General features: G+C 68.5%; 15 protein-coding genes and 1 tRNA gene. 10 read left to right on the top strand and 6 right to left on the bottom strand.

Features of this window, described 5'->3' with window-relative positions:
- Nucleotides 1-2 precede the first annotated feature (2 nt).
- Nucleotides 3-947 carry an XRE family transcriptional regulator gene (locus ACWIGI_RS22755; protein ID WP_454204453.1) on the bottom strand — a complete coding sequence of 315 codons (945 nt, stop codon included), beginning with the start codon at nucleotides 945-947 and terminating at the stop codon, nucleotides 3-5.
- 671 nt (nucleotides 948-1,618) lie between these two features.
- Between ACWIGI_RS22755 and ACWIGI_RS22750 the strand changes: the two genes are divergently transcribed.
- The gene (locus ACWIGI_RS22750; RefSeq protein WP_454204452.1) at nucleotides 1,619-2,068 is read left to right on the top strand and encodes a hypothetical protein; all 450 of its coding nucleotides are present in this window, start codon (nucleotides 1,619-1,621) and stop codon (nucleotides 2,066-2,068) included.
- A gap of 156 nt (nucleotides 2,069-2,224) precedes the next feature.
- Here ACWIGI_RS22750 and ACWIGI_RS22745 read toward each other — a convergent pair whose 3' ends face one another.
- From ACWIGI_RS22745 to ctaD, 3 genes are all read right to left on the bottom strand, one after another.
- The gene (locus ACWIGI_RS22745; RefSeq protein ID WP_454204451.1) at nucleotides 2,225-3,571 is read right to left on the bottom strand and encodes an Hsp70 family protein; all 1,347 of its coding nucleotides are present in this window, start codon (nucleotides 3,569-3,571) and stop codon (nucleotides 2,225-2,227) included.
- A 253-nt stretch (nucleotides 3,572-3,824) separates the two neighbouring features.
- Nucleotides 3,825-4,403 (bottom strand): dCTP deaminase, encoded by a 579-nt coding sequence (gene dcd / locus ACWIGI_RS22740; RefSeq protein WP_454204450.1) that lies wholly within the window; start codon nucleotides 4,401-4,403, stop codon nucleotides 3,825-3,827.
- A 62-nt stretch (nucleotides 4,404-4,465) separates the two neighbouring features.
- Nucleotides 4,466-6,232, bottom strand: a complete 1,767-nt coding sequence (gene ctaD / locus ACWIGI_RS22735; RefSeq protein ID WP_454204449.1) for an aa3-type cytochrome oxidase subunit I — start codon at nucleotides 6,230-6,232, stop codon at nucleotides 4,466-4,468.
- 266 nt (nucleotides 6,233-6,498) lie between these two features.
- On the opposite strand from ctaD, the gene ACWIGI_RS22730 reads away from it, so the two are divergent.
- From ACWIGI_RS22730 to ACWIGI_RS22705, 6 genes are all read left to right on the top strand, one after another.
- Nucleotides 6,499-6,572: transfer RNA gene (locus ACWIGI_RS22730), tRNA-Gly, on the top strand.
- Between the two features lie 97 nt (nucleotides 6,573-6,669).
- A complete protein-coding gene (locus ACWIGI_RS22725; protein ID WP_454204448.1) occupies nucleotides 6,670-7,833 on the top strand; it encodes a helix-turn-helix domain-containing protein in 1,164 nt (387 codons plus the stop codon).
- Nucleotides 7,834-8,006: 173 nt separating this feature from the next.
- Complete coding sequence (locus tag ACWIGI_RS22720) at nucleotides 8,007-8,195, top strand: hypothetical protein (protein ID WP_454204447.1); 189 nt, start codon at nucleotides 8,007-8,009, stop codon at nucleotides 8,193-8,195.
- 2 nt (nucleotides 8,196-8,197) lie between these two features.
- A complete protein-coding gene (locus ACWIGI_RS22715) occupies nucleotides 8,198-8,521 on the top strand; it encodes a hypothetical protein (RefSeq protein ID WP_454204446.1) in 324 nt (107 codons plus the stop codon).
- Nucleotides 8,522-8,526: 5 nt separating this feature from the next.
- Entirely contained in the window at nucleotides 8,527-8,871 is a 345-nt protein-coding gene (locus ACWIGI_RS22710) for a hypothetical protein (protein ID WP_454204445.1), read from the top strand.
- A 317-nt stretch (nucleotides 8,872-9,188) separates the two neighbouring features.
- The gene (locus ACWIGI_RS22705) at nucleotides 9,189-9,599 is read left to right on the top strand and encodes a PASTA domain-containing protein (RefSeq protein WP_454204444.1); all 411 of its coding nucleotides are present in this window, start codon (nucleotides 9,189-9,191) and stop codon (nucleotides 9,597-9,599) included.
- A gap of 184 nt (nucleotides 9,600-9,783) precedes the next feature.
- On the opposite strand, the gene ACWIGI_RS22700 is transcribed toward ACWIGI_RS22705, so the two are convergent.
- Both ACWIGI_RS22700 and ACWIGI_RS22695 read right to left on the bottom strand, forming a co-directional pair.
- The gene (locus ACWIGI_RS22700) at nucleotides 9,784-10,233 is read right to left on the bottom strand and encodes a hypothetical protein (protein ID WP_454204443.1); all 450 of its coding nucleotides are present in this window, start codon (nucleotides 10,231-10,233) and stop codon (nucleotides 9,784-9,786) included.
- A gap of 172 nt (nucleotides 10,234-10,405) precedes the next feature.
- Nucleotides 10,406-10,732, bottom strand: a complete 327-nt coding sequence (locus tag ACWIGI_RS22695) for a hypothetical protein (RefSeq protein WP_454204442.1) — start codon at nucleotides 10,730-10,732, stop codon at nucleotides 10,406-10,408.
- Nucleotides 10,733-10,930: 198 nt separating this feature from the next.
- Here ACWIGI_RS22695 and ACWIGI_RS22690 point away from each other — a divergent pair, with 198 nt between their 5' ends.
- The 3 genes from ACWIGI_RS22690 to ACWIGI_RS22680 all read left to right on the top strand — a co-directional run bounded on the left by ACWIGI_RS22690 (nucleotide 10,931) and on the right by ACWIGI_RS22680 (nucleotide 13,802).
- Nucleotides 10,931-11,728: an alpha/beta fold hydrolase gene (locus tag ACWIGI_RS22690; protein WP_454204441.1), complete on the top strand. Its 798-nt coding sequence runs from the start codon at nucleotides 10,931-10,933 to the stop codon at nucleotides 11,726-11,728.
- The gene (locus ACWIGI_RS22685; protein ID WP_454204440.1) at nucleotides 11,725-12,531 is read left to right on the top strand and encodes a crotonase/enoyl-CoA hydratase family protein; all 807 of its coding nucleotides are present in this window, start codon (nucleotides 11,725-11,727) and stop codon (nucleotides 12,529-12,531) included. The genes ACWIGI_RS22690 and ACWIGI_RS22685 overlap by 4 nt, the downstream gene beginning before the upstream one ends.
- Before the next feature lie 161 nt (nucleotides 12,532-12,692).
- Nucleotides 12,693-13,802 (top strand): DUF4185 domain-containing protein, encoded by a 1,110-nt coding sequence (locus ACWIGI_RS22680; RefSeq protein WP_454204439.1) that lies wholly within the window; start codon nucleotides 12,693-12,695, stop codon nucleotides 13,800-13,802.
- Nucleotides 13,803-13,870: the final 68 nt, after the last annotated feature.

Raw genomic sequence — 13,870 nt, 5'->3', positions numbered from 1 at the left:
CTCTACCGCCCGGCATCCGGCGGCAGGATGCCCTTGGCCGCGGTGGTCCCGCAGAACTCCTCGATCCGCTCGTCCAGCCGGCGCGCCTCGGTGGCCTCCCGGAACTCCGGGCGGATCAGGCGCTGACGCAGACCGGTGAGACGCTCCTCCAGCTGGGCGATGCGCTTGTCCTCGTCCATGCGCAGGACCGGTTGCAGGGCCTCGGCCGCGCCGTCCAGGCTGCCGTTGATCAGGTGCGCGGCCGCGCTGTCCACCCGGGCCAGGGATTCGGCGCCGTAGGAGCGCTGTTCGGTGGGCCCGTTGGCGTACAGGTCGATGGCCCGTTCGGTCGCCGCCAGCGCGGGCTGGGCCTGACCGAGGTGGATATAGGTCGCGCCCGCGTAGTAGTGGCTCTTGGGCTGATTGAAGCCGAAGACGCCGCCGACCTCGTCGTGCAGGGTGTCGCTGGAACTGCCCTCGCGGGCCGCGTCGGCCGCGCGGATACAGCGCTCGGTGTCGGCGACGCTGCCCAGTTTGGACCAGATGCGAGCCTCGATGTTGTGCAACCGCACCCGCGCGGTCACCGACTCCGCGTACTGCTGACCGCTCTGGGCGAGCAGCACCGCGCGCCGCGGGCGCTCGGACCAGTACTCGATGAGCGCCTGCATGCCGCGGGTCCAGGCCCGTAATCCGTTGTGCTCGCACAGTTCCGCGTACGCCCAAGCGGCCCTTGCCTGTTCGCCCGCGGCATCGACGTAGCCGAGATCGGTGCTGGCGTTGGCCAGCAAGCCCGACAGCGTCCCCGCCAGCAGATACAGGTGCCCGGTGTCGGCCGGGCGTTGATGGCCCTCGAGCAGCCGGTAGACGCGGCGGCGCACCCGCAGCATCTCCACCATCATCGGCACGGGTGGCACATGAACGTAATCGTTCGCGATCCGCGTGACGTCGGCGTCGAGCTGCTCCAACATGGTCGGACCCACATTGGTGCTCTCCGCCCTCCCGGCATGGTCGCTCGCTTCATGAGCAGCCGCCATGATCAGATCCCTCTCCGAAATCGCCGCTAACGCATCGCCCCTCATCGCACCCGAATCCACGAGCGCCAGCAGTTCCGCGTCGCTGGAATAGCTGGCCGCGGCCGCGGTCGGTTGCCCGGCGGGGGAACCTCCTTGGCGCGCATCGAAATCCGGCACGGACGGCCGATCGATCAGTGGCTGGTCGATCAATGCCGCGAACCGTGCCCGAACGATCTCGTCGGACCTGGCGAGGGAAGTATCGAGAGCGGCTTGATTGACGGGACGGGGATGTACCCGATTCCCCCCGGCCTCCCACTTCGAAACCAGGCGTTCGTGCACACCCAAATGTGCTGCGAACTCCCGAATACTCATTCGTTTGGCATCGCGGAGGGCACGGGCCTCTTTACCTGACCACTGCCGGACCACGATGTCATCCTTCCGAACGAACTCCGATGTCCAGGGTACGAGCGAGAACCGGCCACGGCCACAGCCGAAACCCAGCTGGTACCAGGCTTTATGCGCATCGGCAATAAAGGCAGCGGAAGGGCAGTGTAAGGCGGGTGTGCGGGCATACCCACCCGTCCGTAAGAACCGCGACCCTGGAGGCGGAGGTAAGGGAGCCGGTGGTGAACGCGGACAAGCTGAGAACGGTGCAGGACTGGGTGTCGTACTACCGGCACGAAGCCGGTCTCCCGGTCGCCGAGCGCGGCGGATTCGTCATGCTGCCGGTCACCGGTCACGTCGCAGTCGTGCACCTGCCCGTGGCCCGCGCCGAAAAGGTCCGCACCGCACTGCATCAGCGCCGGCGCACCGGCCCCATGCTGGCGCGCCAGATCCGCTGGAGCTTTCTGGCGGAGCCGGATTCACGTCCGGGCGTGCAGATCCTGGAGGCGCTCAACCGGCTCGACGTCGGCATCCCCGCCGTCGGCAGCGCCGTCATGCTGCCCACCGGACTCGGCCGGTGGACGCGTGAGGGCTGCCACTGGGTGGTACCTCCGACCCGTGACCTTCAACTCCCACCCCTGTCGGTGATAGTCACGACAGCTCTGGCGGTGGGAACCGGAAGCGAGGACTGAAACGCAGCCGGCCCTCGCACCGGCGCAGGCGCGCGCCGGCATCCACCGGGTCCGCCCCTTTCTGGCAGTCGACGGGGCGGACTCGGCGGGTGAGTACGGTTGCCGCGCGGGTGAATACAGGCGGGCGACTACAACCGCCGTGCGGGCGTGGCCGGACTACGGCGCGGGCTGCTGCGGGAACAGCGGCGGCAGCGTCGGAACCACGACCGGCGGCAGCCCCGGAATGATCGTGAAGGTGTTGGGGCCGGGCGGCGGCGGAGCCGCGTCGGTGGTGGTCGTGGCCTGCCGCGGCGGCGGGGCGGCCAGCGATTCGTTGGTGGCCTCGCTCGTGGTGGGCGGTGCGGTGGTGGCCTCGACGGCGGGCGTGCGCGTCGTGGTCGGCGGGATCGAACTCGACGCGGCGTCGCTGCTCTGCGAATCGTGTTCCAGCACTTGCGGACCCCAGCCGATCGAGACGCCGATGGCGGCGACCACGACCAGCGCGCCCACCGCGACCCCGGCCACGCTGATCTCCCGGCGGCGGCTGAACTTCTCCCCCGGGCCGGTCGTCGGGTCGGTGCGGCGCGAACGCCAGGACGGCGCGGCGGGCACCGGCGCGGGCGTCGGATCCGCGAAGGCGTTGGGGAACGGCACGTTCGCCGGACGCTGGCGCACCGGGCGCGCCAGCAGGGCCGCGCCGCGCGTGGCGACACTGCCCGGCCCGGGCGCCACGATGACCGGGACACCCAGCCAGCGCCGCAGAACCCGTGCCACCAGCGGAATTTGAGCGCAGCCGCCGACCAGCGCCACGGCCTGCACCGGCTGCTCCGAACGCAGGATGACATCGCGGGTCATCCGCGCCGAGGATTCGACGGCCAGCATGATCAGCGCTTCGAAGTTCTCCTGCGACAGCAGGACCAGGCCCTCGGTCGAGGGCAGAGCGACGGCGCTGCTGCTCGAGAGCTGCTCTTTCGCCTGGCGGCACAGCGAATCCAGCTCGGCCAGCCCGGCCGCGTCCGGCGGATGCGCGATCCGGCCCGAGGCGATCTGCTGCTCGCGGATCAGCGAATCCAGGTAGTCGCCGCTGATGTCGCTGGTGCGCTCGGTGACGACGAGCTGGCGCGAACCGGTGTCGACGACCGTCACCGACAGCCCGGAGGCGCCGAGGTCGTACAGCGCCACCGTGCCGTATCCCTGCAGCTCACCGGAGTACTCCAGAAACTCCAGGGCGGCAACGACATCGGGGATGAGCTCGTAGTTGGTGAACTGCCGCCGCGCCATCTCGGCCCGGATGGCGCGCGCGTGCTGCTCGTCGCGGTAGGCGATGGCGGTGGCGACGATGTGCGGATCCGCGGCCAGAATCGCCCCGACCGCGTCGGCGGCCAATTCCTCGACCCGGCGGGCGCCGACCGGCACGGCCTGCACGTCGAAATTCTCGGCGGTGGCGTGCTCGGTGGAGTTAGCCAGCGGACGTGCGACGCGAATAGCGCCGGACCCCACCGAAACTCCCAGTACCGAACTCATCTGCTGCCCATTTCGTATGCCCCGCTCACCGATCCGCGAGCGGCCCGGGGCCACCTGCGAATCGCCCGCGGAAAACCGGGCGCGGAGCGGTGGAACCACAACATCACGGTGTGGTCACTGTACCTGTCGGGGCCACCTTACGACGTGCCGAGCGTTACGTACACCCGCAAGCGGGCAGATCGGGCCCGAGTTACCGTGCCCGGGGCCGTGATACGCGTGCGCGCACCGCGGTGAAAGGCAGGGAGAAGGCAGGTCAGTTGCCGTTGACGGACTGAAAATTCAAGTACGCGCGGGACGGGGTCGGACCGCGCTGGCCCTGGTACTTCGAGCCCGCCGCGGCCGAACCGTACGGGTTCTCGGCCGGGCTGCTCAGCCGGAACAGGCACAGCTGGCCGATCTTCATCCCCGGCCACAGGGTGATGGGCAGGTTGGCCACGTTCGACAGCTCCAGGGTGATGTGACCGCTGAAGCCCGGATCGATGAAGCCCGCCGTGGAATGGGTCAGCAGACCGAGCCTGCCCAGACTCGACTTGCCCTCCAGGCGCCCGGCCAGATCGTCGGGCAGGCTGCACACCTCAAGGGTGGAGCCCAGCACGAACTCACCCGGGTGCAGCACGAACGGCTCGCCGGGGGTCGGCTCGACCAGCGTGGTCAGCTCGTCCTGCCGCTGTGCGGGATCGATGTGGGTGTACCGCGTGTTGTTGAACACCCGGAACAGACTGTCCAGCCGCACATCGATACTCGACGGCTGCACCAGCGCCTGGTCGAACGGGTCGAGCCCGAGACGCCCGGCGGCGATCTCCGTACGGATGTCGCGATCAGAAAGCAGCACACGGCTATCTTGCCTCCCGCGCGGTTCGCCGCTGATCGCGGGGGCGATGCGGAGGATTCGGGCTATTCCTTTCGAAGGGTGGGGGGCAGTTCGTCGATCGGGGGCGCGTCGACCACGACCGGCGCGTGAGTGCGGCTGCCCCAGCCGGCGTGGGCTTCGGTGCGCATGCGCTCGACCATGTGGGGGTAGTGGAGTTCGAAGGCGGGGCGTTCGGAGCGGATGCGGGGGAGCTCGAAGAAGTTGTGGCGCGGGGGCGGGCAGGTCGTCGCCCACTCCAGGGAGTTGCCGTAGCCCCAGGGGTCGTCGACGGTCACCACCTCGCCGTAGCGGTAGCTCTTGAAGACGTTCCACACGAACGTGATCATCGACAGGCCGAGCACGAACGAGCCGACCGTGGAAATGGTGTTCAGGGTGGTGAATCCGTCGGACGGCAGGTAGTCCACGTAGCGGCGGGGCATGCCCTCGTTGCCCAGCCAGTGCTGCACCAGGAACGTCAGGTGGAAGCCGAAGAACGTGGTCCAGAAGTGCAGCTTGCCCAGGCGCTCGTCCATCAGCCTGCCGGTCATCTTGGGGAACCAGAAGTAGATGCCGGCGAACGTCGCGAACACGATCGTGCCGAACAGCACGTAGTGGAAGTGCGCGACCACGAAATAGGTGTCGGACACGTGGAAGTCCAGCGGCGGCGAGGCGAGCACCACGCCCGACAGGCCGCCGAACAGGAAGGTCACCAGGAAGCCGATGGACCACAGCATGGGCGTCTCGAACGTGAGTTGCCCGCGCCACATGGTGCCGATCCAGTTGAAGAACTTCACCCCGGTCGGCACCGCGATCAGGAACGTCATGAGCGAGAAGAACGGGAGCAGCACCGCGCCGGTGGCGTACATGTGATGCGCCCACACCGCGACCGACAGGGCGGCGATCGAGAGCGTCGCGTACACCAGGGTCGAGTAGCCGAACAGCGGTTTGCGGCTGAAGACCGGGAAGATCTCGGTCACGATGCCGAAGAACGGCAGCGCGACGATGTACACCTCGGGATGGCCGAAGAACCAGAACAGGTGTTGCCACAGCAGCACCCCGCCGTTCGCGGCGTCGTAGATGTGCCCGCCCAGATGCCGGTCGACCGCGAGTGCCAGGAGCGCGGCGGTCAGGATCGGGAAGGCAAGCAGCACAAGCACACTCGTCACCAGGATGTTCCAGGTGAAGATCGGCATGCGGAACATGGTCATGCCGGGACAGCGCAGGCAGACCACGGTGGTGATCATGTTGACGCCGCCGAGGATGGTGCCGACGCCGGAGACGGCCAGGCCCATGATCCACAGATCGGCCCCCACGCCCGGCGAGTGGGTGAAGTCGCTGAGCGGGGTGTATCCGGTCCAGCCGAAGTCAGCGGCCCCGCCGGGGGTGATGAAGCCGGCCGTGGCCATGGTCGCGCCGAACAGGTACAGCCAGTAGCTGAACGCGTTCAGGCGCGGGAACGCCACGTCCGGCGCGCCGATCTGCAGCGGCAGCACCGCGTTGGCGAACCCGAAGACGATCGGGGTGGCGTAGAACAGCAGCATGATCGTGCCGTGCATGGTGAACAGCTGATTGAACTGTTCGGCCGAGAGGAACTGCATCCCCGGCCGCGCCAGCTCGCTGCGCATGAGCAGCGCCAGGACGCCGCCGATCAGGAAGAAGGTCATCGCGGTGAACAGGTACATGATCCCGAGAACCTTGGGATCGGTGGTGGTCACCGCCTTCCACAGGAAGGACCCCTTGGCCCCTCGCCGGGGCGGATAGGGCCGCGCGGCCTTCAGCTTCGGGACATCCTGCGACGGCACGGCGGTCATGTGTCCTCCTCGACCCCCGAACAGGAGACCTGGACACGCTCCGGCTAACCCCCAGCGCACCCAAAGTCCCTGTGGTGGACGGGCTTTCAACCCTGCGAGCCAGTGTACGACCGCCCCCGAACCGAACCCCCCGGTTCGGCGAAACAGCTCCCCCGTCCCCCGCGCGCCGCCCCCGACACGACCCCCGCGACCGGCCCCGCCGCGTAAAGAGTTGCAACCCGCGACCCCGCGTCTGATAGAGTCGCGAACGCGTCCAGACGCAGTTTGCCGATGTAGTTCAATGGTAGAACTTCTGCTTCCCAAGCAGATGGCGCGGGTTCGATTCCCGTCATCGGCTCCACAGGACAAACGCCCCGGCCCGGATTTCCCGGCCGGGGCGTTTTCCATGAATCCGCACTTCGCTGTACGCGGCACCGAATGAGTCGTAGCCTCGGGCCATGGGTCTGGACTGCGGAGAACGCGTGCGGAACGCACGTAAACGGAGCGGGCTGACGCAGAGCGAATTGGCCGAGCGATGCCCGGATGTCTCACTGTCACAGCTGCGCGCGATCGAACGCGGCGAATACAACCCACGGCAGTACGCCCTGCGGCAATTGGCCGTGGCCCTGCGGGTCCGGACATCGACCCTGGCCGACGGTGGCGACGCCGAGTACGCCGACGTCGAAACCGAGGCGGCCTGGACCTCGGTGCGGCGCGCGCTGATCGGGCAGTTCCCGGAAGCGGACGGCCCCGCCTCGGTGATCGGAGTGCGCACCGACCTCGAAAGCCTGCGGGGGATGCTCGGCACGCACCGGTACAGCGAAGTCGCCACCCGGCTGCCGGGGCTGCTGCGCGATACGGACGACATCGAAGGCCAGGGCCGCACGATTCGATCGCGTGTGCTGAATCTGACCGGGTGGATGCTGACGCAATGCCGCCAATTCGACTTGGCCGAGGCAACACTCGATCGCGCCATCGACGCGTCCGAGGACCGCATGGACGCGGGCGCGGCGGCGAACACCCTGGTGTGGGTGCTGTTGCGGCAGGGGAAGATCGCTCAGGCCCGGGACACCGCGATCCGCTGGGCGGACGAGATCGAACCGAGGTTCTCGCGGGCGACCACCGCCGAGCTGTCGGTTTGGGGCCGCATGTGGCTGTACGTCGCGAACTGTTCCCTGCGCGACAACGCGACCGGCGACGCCGAGGACGCGATGAACCTCGCACGCGCGGCGTCCGCCCGGATCGGCCAGGAGGTGTACACCGACGCCTCGACCGTGCGCACGTTCGGCCCGATCACCGTGGCGCACATAGCCGCCGAAGGCTATGCGCTCGAAGGCAGGGCGGCGCTTGCGCTGTCGATCGCCGAGCAGACCCCGGCGGCGACGCTGCAGCCCGTCGCGGCCAGCCGGCTTCGGCATCGCCTCGACGTAGCCAGCGCGCACAGCCAGCTCGGACAGTACGGCGAAGCCATGGCGGTGCTACAGCGGACGTGGAGCGACGCGCCGGAATGGCTTGTACAGCAACGGTATGCACGTGACGTGATGTCCTCGATCATCACCAAACGGCGCACGTTGACGCCGGAGATGCGCGATCTCGCGGACAAGATTCGCCTGGAGTACTAGTTCACATTCGTCCCAGGAATGACGCTTTCGGCTGACAGAAGCCGGAAGCGTCATTTTCTCGGCGGTCCCCCGATGCGAGCCTTTCCCCAGCGCCCGGTGTCGAACCGAGAAACCGCCTCGGGGCACTCGTCGACACCCGGCGCCCTCATCCCAAGGATCGGGAGGCACCGAACATGGAACTGATTCTCTCGGCCGCAGCGATCGCCCTCGCGACGATCCTCGCCGCACTGCATTCGACCGGGTCCAGCGCCGCCGCGCACTCCGCCGGGACGGGCCGCCACCGCGCGGCCGTCACGGTGGACGACATCCGCGCGCGGCTCGCCGCCGAGGCCGAGCGCCTCGTCCCCGCCGGGAGGTGGTGAAAATGCGATCGGCGATCGGTTACCTGCGCAGTGACCTGGCCGGCGCCCGGCAGCGCCGCCACGAGACCGAAATCCGTTACGCCGCAGCGATGGCGGGATACGACCTGCGCAAGATCGCGGCGTTCAGCGACAGGACCGACGACCGCATCCATCGCATCCGGGTGATGCTGGCCCGCCTCGGCGTCGACGCGGTCATCACCCCGAGCCTGGACCACCTCGAGTCCGCCATCGTGCCGACTGCCCTGACCGAGGTCGCCGACGTACTCACGATCGACCCCGCGCACACCTATCCGCGGACCCCGCCGACGACCACGACGGAAGGCTGAGGGTCATGGCCGAGACGAACACCGATCAGCCCGTCTCCACGTTCGCGTGCTCGCCGGACCTCGCGGCCCTGATGACCAAAGCCGAGGACATCGCCGTCGCGGGCAGCGCCCCGAACATCGCCGTCGAGCACATACTCCTCGCGATGCTCGCCGACCCGGGCCTCATCGTCCGGGCCGGGCTGGCGATCGCCGACGATCCGCGCGTGGTCTTCGTGCGCCTGAGCCAGGCCGCCGCGCGCGGAACCGGCGAGCTGCTGCCGAAACCTGGTATCCACCCTCATATTTCACACAAAAGCGTCTATTCCGGCCTGGTTGCCGGGGGTTCCGACGACATACTCGGCAGCCGATGACATAGCGTGCCAACCTTCGATTCGTCGCTTGCGGCGCGCCGAGCGGCGGCGATACTTTCTCCCCACTGCGTTCGGATTCTTCGCCGGTGTACCGATTTTCGACTATCGGAGCGACCCCGGGCGCACTGATCGGTGCGGGTCTCGGCGCCCTCTCGTCCGCGCTCACCACATGGTCGGCCGATCGATACCGGTCCCCTTGCCGTCGGCCGGGCGAGTTGCCCGCCGGCCGGTCGGCGACGCATCCATTCGAGAGAGAAGCCATGCACCGACACCGTCCGACCGCGCGTACAGCGGGTTGTTCCACGGCACTGCTGGGTGTGCTTTGCGCCCTCACCGCCTGCGCGACCACGACCGCACCCGCCGGGACCAGCACCACCGCGCCCCCTGCGGCGCCGCCCGCGATCACCGCCACGTCCGCACCCGCCGCGCTGCCCGCGCCCGCCACACTGGCGCCCGGCACCGCCGCACCGACCACCTCCGCACCCGCCGCCGCACCGGCCGCGCTCATGCCGAGCGTCGTCTGCATGAACCTGCAGGCCGCACAGGACACCATCCAGGAGGCGGGGGTCTTCTTCTCGCGGTCGAAGGACGCCACCGGCGCGGACCGCATGCAGGTCATCGACAGCAACTGGGTGGTCGTGGCCCAGTCCCCCGCCCCGGGAACGCCGTTCACCGAGGGGGAGGCCGTGCTGTCGGTCGTCAAGATCGGCGAGCCCAGTCAGTGCTGAGCGCGGAATTAGAGTGACGACCGCGGGATTCAGGTACCGGCCGCGAGGCTCGCCGCTGACCGCATCACGCAGCGCCGGCCGCATCCGGCAGTACTGACCGCGTCCTGCAGTACTGACCGCGAGACGCCGCGCCCGGGTGCCCCGGCCCCGGCCCACCCGGGTACCGAGGCACTCGTTCACACGCTCAGGAGCATTCCTTGACCACGCGGGTCGCGGCGGCGGCCGCCTTGCGCAGGTCGTCGACGCTCAGGCCCAGTTCGGTCGGGTTGGCGGCGTTGCCGCTCTGCGCGATCTTGGTCAGGGCGTTCTGCGAAAGATCTTCTTCCACATAGATTTTGGCCACGCAGTCAGCGGTCTTCGCGTCCAGGCCGCCCTTGTCCTGCAGGGACTGGGAGATGACCGGGACCGCCAGCGCGCCCGACGGCACGGAGCCCGGGGTCGTGGCATCGGACTCGGTCGTCGACTTGGGAGCCGACACGGTGGTCTTGGGCGTGGTGGCGCCGGGGGACGTGGTGACCGGCGCGGACGAGCTCACCGGCGCGAGAGTGGTAGGGGCGGTGGACGACTCGTCGGTGCCGCAGGCGGCCAGCAGCGGCAGCGCGAGCAGCGCCACCGCGAGTACGGATTTCCTCATCACAAGTTCCTAGATCTGTGCGGACGGCGACGGGGGTGTCTCCGCTGACGGACCACACCGTCACCCGAGACTGCCCCCGTCCCCTTGCGATCCGACAGGGAACCGCTTAAAACACAGGCGGGGCAGTACTTCTGCCCTCCCCCACCGCCGAGCCTGCCCCCGGGTCAGCGCCCTACTTCAGGCACTCGCCCACGATCTTATTGGTCGCCGAGCGCGCCTTCTCGGCGTCGGCGGTGCTCATGCCCATCGATTCCGGATCGGTCGCCGAGGCCGCCTTGGCGTCGTTCTTGATCATCAAGCGCAGCCCGTCCTGCGAAATACCCTCGTCCACATAGATCTTCGCCGCGCAGTCGGCCAGCTTGGTGTCCTTGAGGCCGCCGTCCTGCAGCGCCTTCGACACCTCCGCCGCGGTGACTGCCGGAGCCTTCTCGTCGTCGCTGCCGCAGGCGGCCAGCAGCGGAAGGGCGACGAGCGCGGCGGCGATCAGGGAAATGCGCACGGGTTCCTCGATTCTCATGAACGGTGGGGCTGAGTGCCGCAGGAACGATCTCACACAACCGGTGCGTTGTGCAGCGCTGACCGAAACCGGTGCTCGGCGCCGGTTCCGAGCGGCACGCGATACCGGCCGAAATCCACAATTGGCCGCTTGCCAACGACTGTTAGGGTCGACCCACCGCCACACCCCAGGGGAGTCGAGATGACCGAGCTGAACCATTACCGCACCGGCAGCGGCGAGCCCCTGGTGCTCGTGCACGGCGTCGGAAGCCGCTGGCAGGTCTGGGAACCCGTCATCGACGCCCTCGCCGCGGAGTACGAGGTCATCGCGGTGGACCTGCCCGGCTTCGGCGCCAGCGCACCGCTCGCGCACACCACCGTCTCCACCCTCGCCGACGCGCTGGTGGACTTCCTCGCCGCGCAGGGCATCGACAAGCCACACCTGGCGGGCAACTCCATGGGCGGCGGCATAGCCCTCGATCTGGCCGCGCGCGGCGTGGCGCGCTCGGTCACCGCCTACTCCCCCATCGGCTTCTGGGATACCGCCGGGCGGGTGTGGTGCCAGCAGGCGCTGGGCCGAGCCAAGAACCTGAGCACCGTGCTGCGCCCGATCGCCCCGGCCATCCTCGGGAACACCGCCGGCCGCACCGCACTGACCAGTCTGGTGTTCGGCAAAGCCTGGGCCCTGGAACCGCGCGTGGCGATCGAGACCGTCGAAGGACTGCTCGGCGCGGACGGATTCGACGCCGCCCTGGCCTCGTTCACCGGCTTCCGACTGCCCGATCCCAGCGCGGTCGATCACCTCCCGGTGACCATCGCCTGGGGCAATCGCGACATACTTCTCACGTACGCCACCCAGGCCCGCCGCGCCCGGGCCCTGCTGCCCGGCGCCCGGCACGTCACGCTGCCCGGCAGCGGGCACACACCGTTCTACGACGACCCGGACCGCTGCGCCCAGCTCCTGCTGGACCGATGGAACCGAACGAAGGACCAGCCGTGAGCAACAACGTTTCGACCGAGCACGTTTCCGCCGTTTCCGGCGACAGCGTTTCCACGAACAATGTCGCCCTGCGTTTCGCGGGCGATCGCGCCTACGTGAGCCTGGACCGCCCCGACAAACACAACGGCCTGACCCTGGAGATGCTGGGCGAGCTGGTGCGGGTCGCCGGAGTCATCGAGCGCCGCAAGGACATCCGCGCCGTCATTCTGACCGGCAACGGGCCGAGTTTCTCCTCCGGACTCGATATCGCCAAGGCAATGGGCGATCCGCTGGCAATCGTGCGCGGTTTCGTGCCGCTGCCGTGGCGCGGCACCAATACCTTCCAGGAGGCGTGCTGGGCCTGGCGCCGGCTGCCGCAGCCGGTCATCGCCGCCGTGCACGGGCGCTGCTACGGCGGCGGCCTGCAGATCGCGCTGGCCGCGGACTTCCGATTCGTCACGCCGGACGCCGAATTCGCGGTCATGGAGGCCAAGCACGGTCTCATCCCCGACATGACCGGAGCGGCCACGCTGTCCCGGCTGATCGGCTACGACCAGGCCCTGCTGCTCACCATGACCGCCGATCCGGTGGACGCCGCGTACGCCGCGCGGATCGGCCTGGTGACCGAGGTGCACGACGACCCGATCGCCGCCGCCGAGCGACTCGCCGACCGCATCGCCACCCGGCCCGCGCACACCGTCGCGAGCGCCAAGCGACTGTTCGAGCGCAGCTGGGAGGCAACGATTCGACGAACTCTCGCAATCGAACGCGCGACACAGCTGCCTTTGATCGTCCGTCAGGCCCTCGGCCGTGGTACGAAATAACGATCCGAGTCAACCCCCGGCAAATACCCGGTCTCGATCTGACGGAGACCCGTACCGCTGTTAGCATTTTCACACTTTGCCAGCGAGTCGAGCACTTTGTGCGACCCGTCACATACCGTGTGGTCGCGCATTATTCGGCGAGAACCGGAGGGCCCACGCAATTGACCAAGACCGCCCCCCTGCTGTTGTCCGCTTTAGCAGGCGCCACGGCCTTGCTCCTCACCGTGACATCTCCGGCAGCGGCGAACCCGAACGCCATCAACCCCATTCCGGTGCTCAACGGCACCCACGGGCTGCCGCAGCTACCCGGCCGGTCCAAGGCCGTCTTCCAGGTCACCGGGATGGCCAGCCCGAACAACACCCAGGCCTACAACGTGCTCGGCACCGACCTGGGCATCATGTGGGACAACGGCCGCGGCGAAATGCTCACCACCTTCGGTGACACCGCCGGACTCGGCTTCCCGAACCTGCTGGTCGGCAGCACCTGGGCGTGGCGTTCCAACATCCTGGTGCGTTCGCACACCCAGGACCCGTCCAACGGCATCTACTTCGACAGCGTCGTGCGCGACGTCTTCGGGCAGGCGCGGGATCTGATCCCCAGCCCCAAGATCCCGTTCCTCGAGATCAGCCGCATCCCCACCGCGGCCATCTCGGTCGGCGGCACCCAGTACATGAGCCTGATGTCGGTGAAGACCTGGGACGACGTCGGCGAGTGGACCACCAACTTCTCCGGCCTCGCGGTCTCCGGCGACAACGGCGAGAACTGGGTGGAACTGCCCGACACCCGCCGGCCCGACGAGGGCGGCAACGGCAACTTCCAGATGAACTCGTTCGTCAAGGCGGGCGGCTTCGTCTACGAGTACGGCACCGCCTCGGGCCGCAACAACCCGGCCTACATCGCTCGCGTGCCCGAAGCCGCCGTCGGCGACCTCGGCGCCTACGAGTACTGGGTGGGCGACGAGTGGAAGCGCGGCGACGTGGACGGCGCCACCCCGATCATCGGCGGCGGTGTGTCGGAGATGTCGGTCATGTGGAACGACTACCTCGGGCAATACATCATGCTCACCACGGACCCGTGGAACTCGGTGGTCATGTACCGCTCCCCCAGCCCGGAGGGCCCGTGGAGCGGACCCGAGGTGCTCATCGACACCCGTGAGCTCCCGACCGCGTACGCGCCCTCGATCTTCCCGTACCAGACCGGGCGCGACCTGTACTTCCTCACGACCGTGCACAGCCAGTACAACGTGATCCTGATGCGCACCCAGCTCTGAGGCCGCCGCGCCGAGACATTCGGCCGCGAACACCGCCGGTGTTCGCGGCCGTTTCGCGTTCGCGGCCG

This window comes from Nocardia sp. NPDC055321, assembly GCF_053645575.1.
This window is presented reverse-complemented; position numbering and strand designations above follow the sequence as displayed.

Excerpts from the sequence above, each read along its gene's own strand:
- ACWIGI_RS22755 (WP_454204453.1), bottom strand. The coding sequence starts at position 947 with ATGTTGGAGCAGCTCGACGCCGACGTCACGCGGATCGCGAACGATTAC.
- ACWIGI_RS22745 (WP_454204451.1), bottom strand. The coding sequence starts at position 3,571 with ATGAGTTCGGTACTGGGAGTTTCGGTGGGGTCCGGCGCTATTCGCGTC.
- ctaD (WP_454204449.1), bottom strand. The coding sequence starts at position 6,232 with ATGACCGCCGTGCCGTCGCAGGATGTCCCGAAGCTGAAGGCCGCGCGG.
- ACWIGI_RS22725 (WP_454204448.1), top strand. The coding sequence starts at position 6,670 with ATGGGTCTGGACTGCGGAGAACGCGTGCGGAACGCACGTAAACGGAGC.
- ACWIGI_RS22720 (WP_454204447.1), top strand. The coding sequence starts at position 8,007 with ATGGAACTGATTCTCTCGGCCGCAGCGATCGCCCTCGCGACGATCCTC.
- ACWIGI_RS22715 (WP_454204446.1), top strand. The coding sequence starts at position 8,198 with ATGCGATCGGCGATCGGTTACCTGCGCAGTGACCTGGCCGGCGCCCGG.
- ACWIGI_RS22710 (WP_454204445.1), top strand. The coding sequence starts at position 8,527 with ATGGCCGAGACGAACACCGATCAGCCCGTCTCCACGTTCGCGTGCTCG.
- ACWIGI_RS22700 (WP_454204443.1), bottom strand. The coding sequence starts at position 10,233 with ATGAGGAAATCCGTACTCGCGGTGGCGCTGCTCGCGCTGCCGCTGCTG.
- ACWIGI_RS22690 (WP_454204441.1), top strand. The coding sequence starts at position 10,931 with ATGACCGAGCTGAACCATTACCGCACCGGCAGCGGCGAGCCCCTGGTG.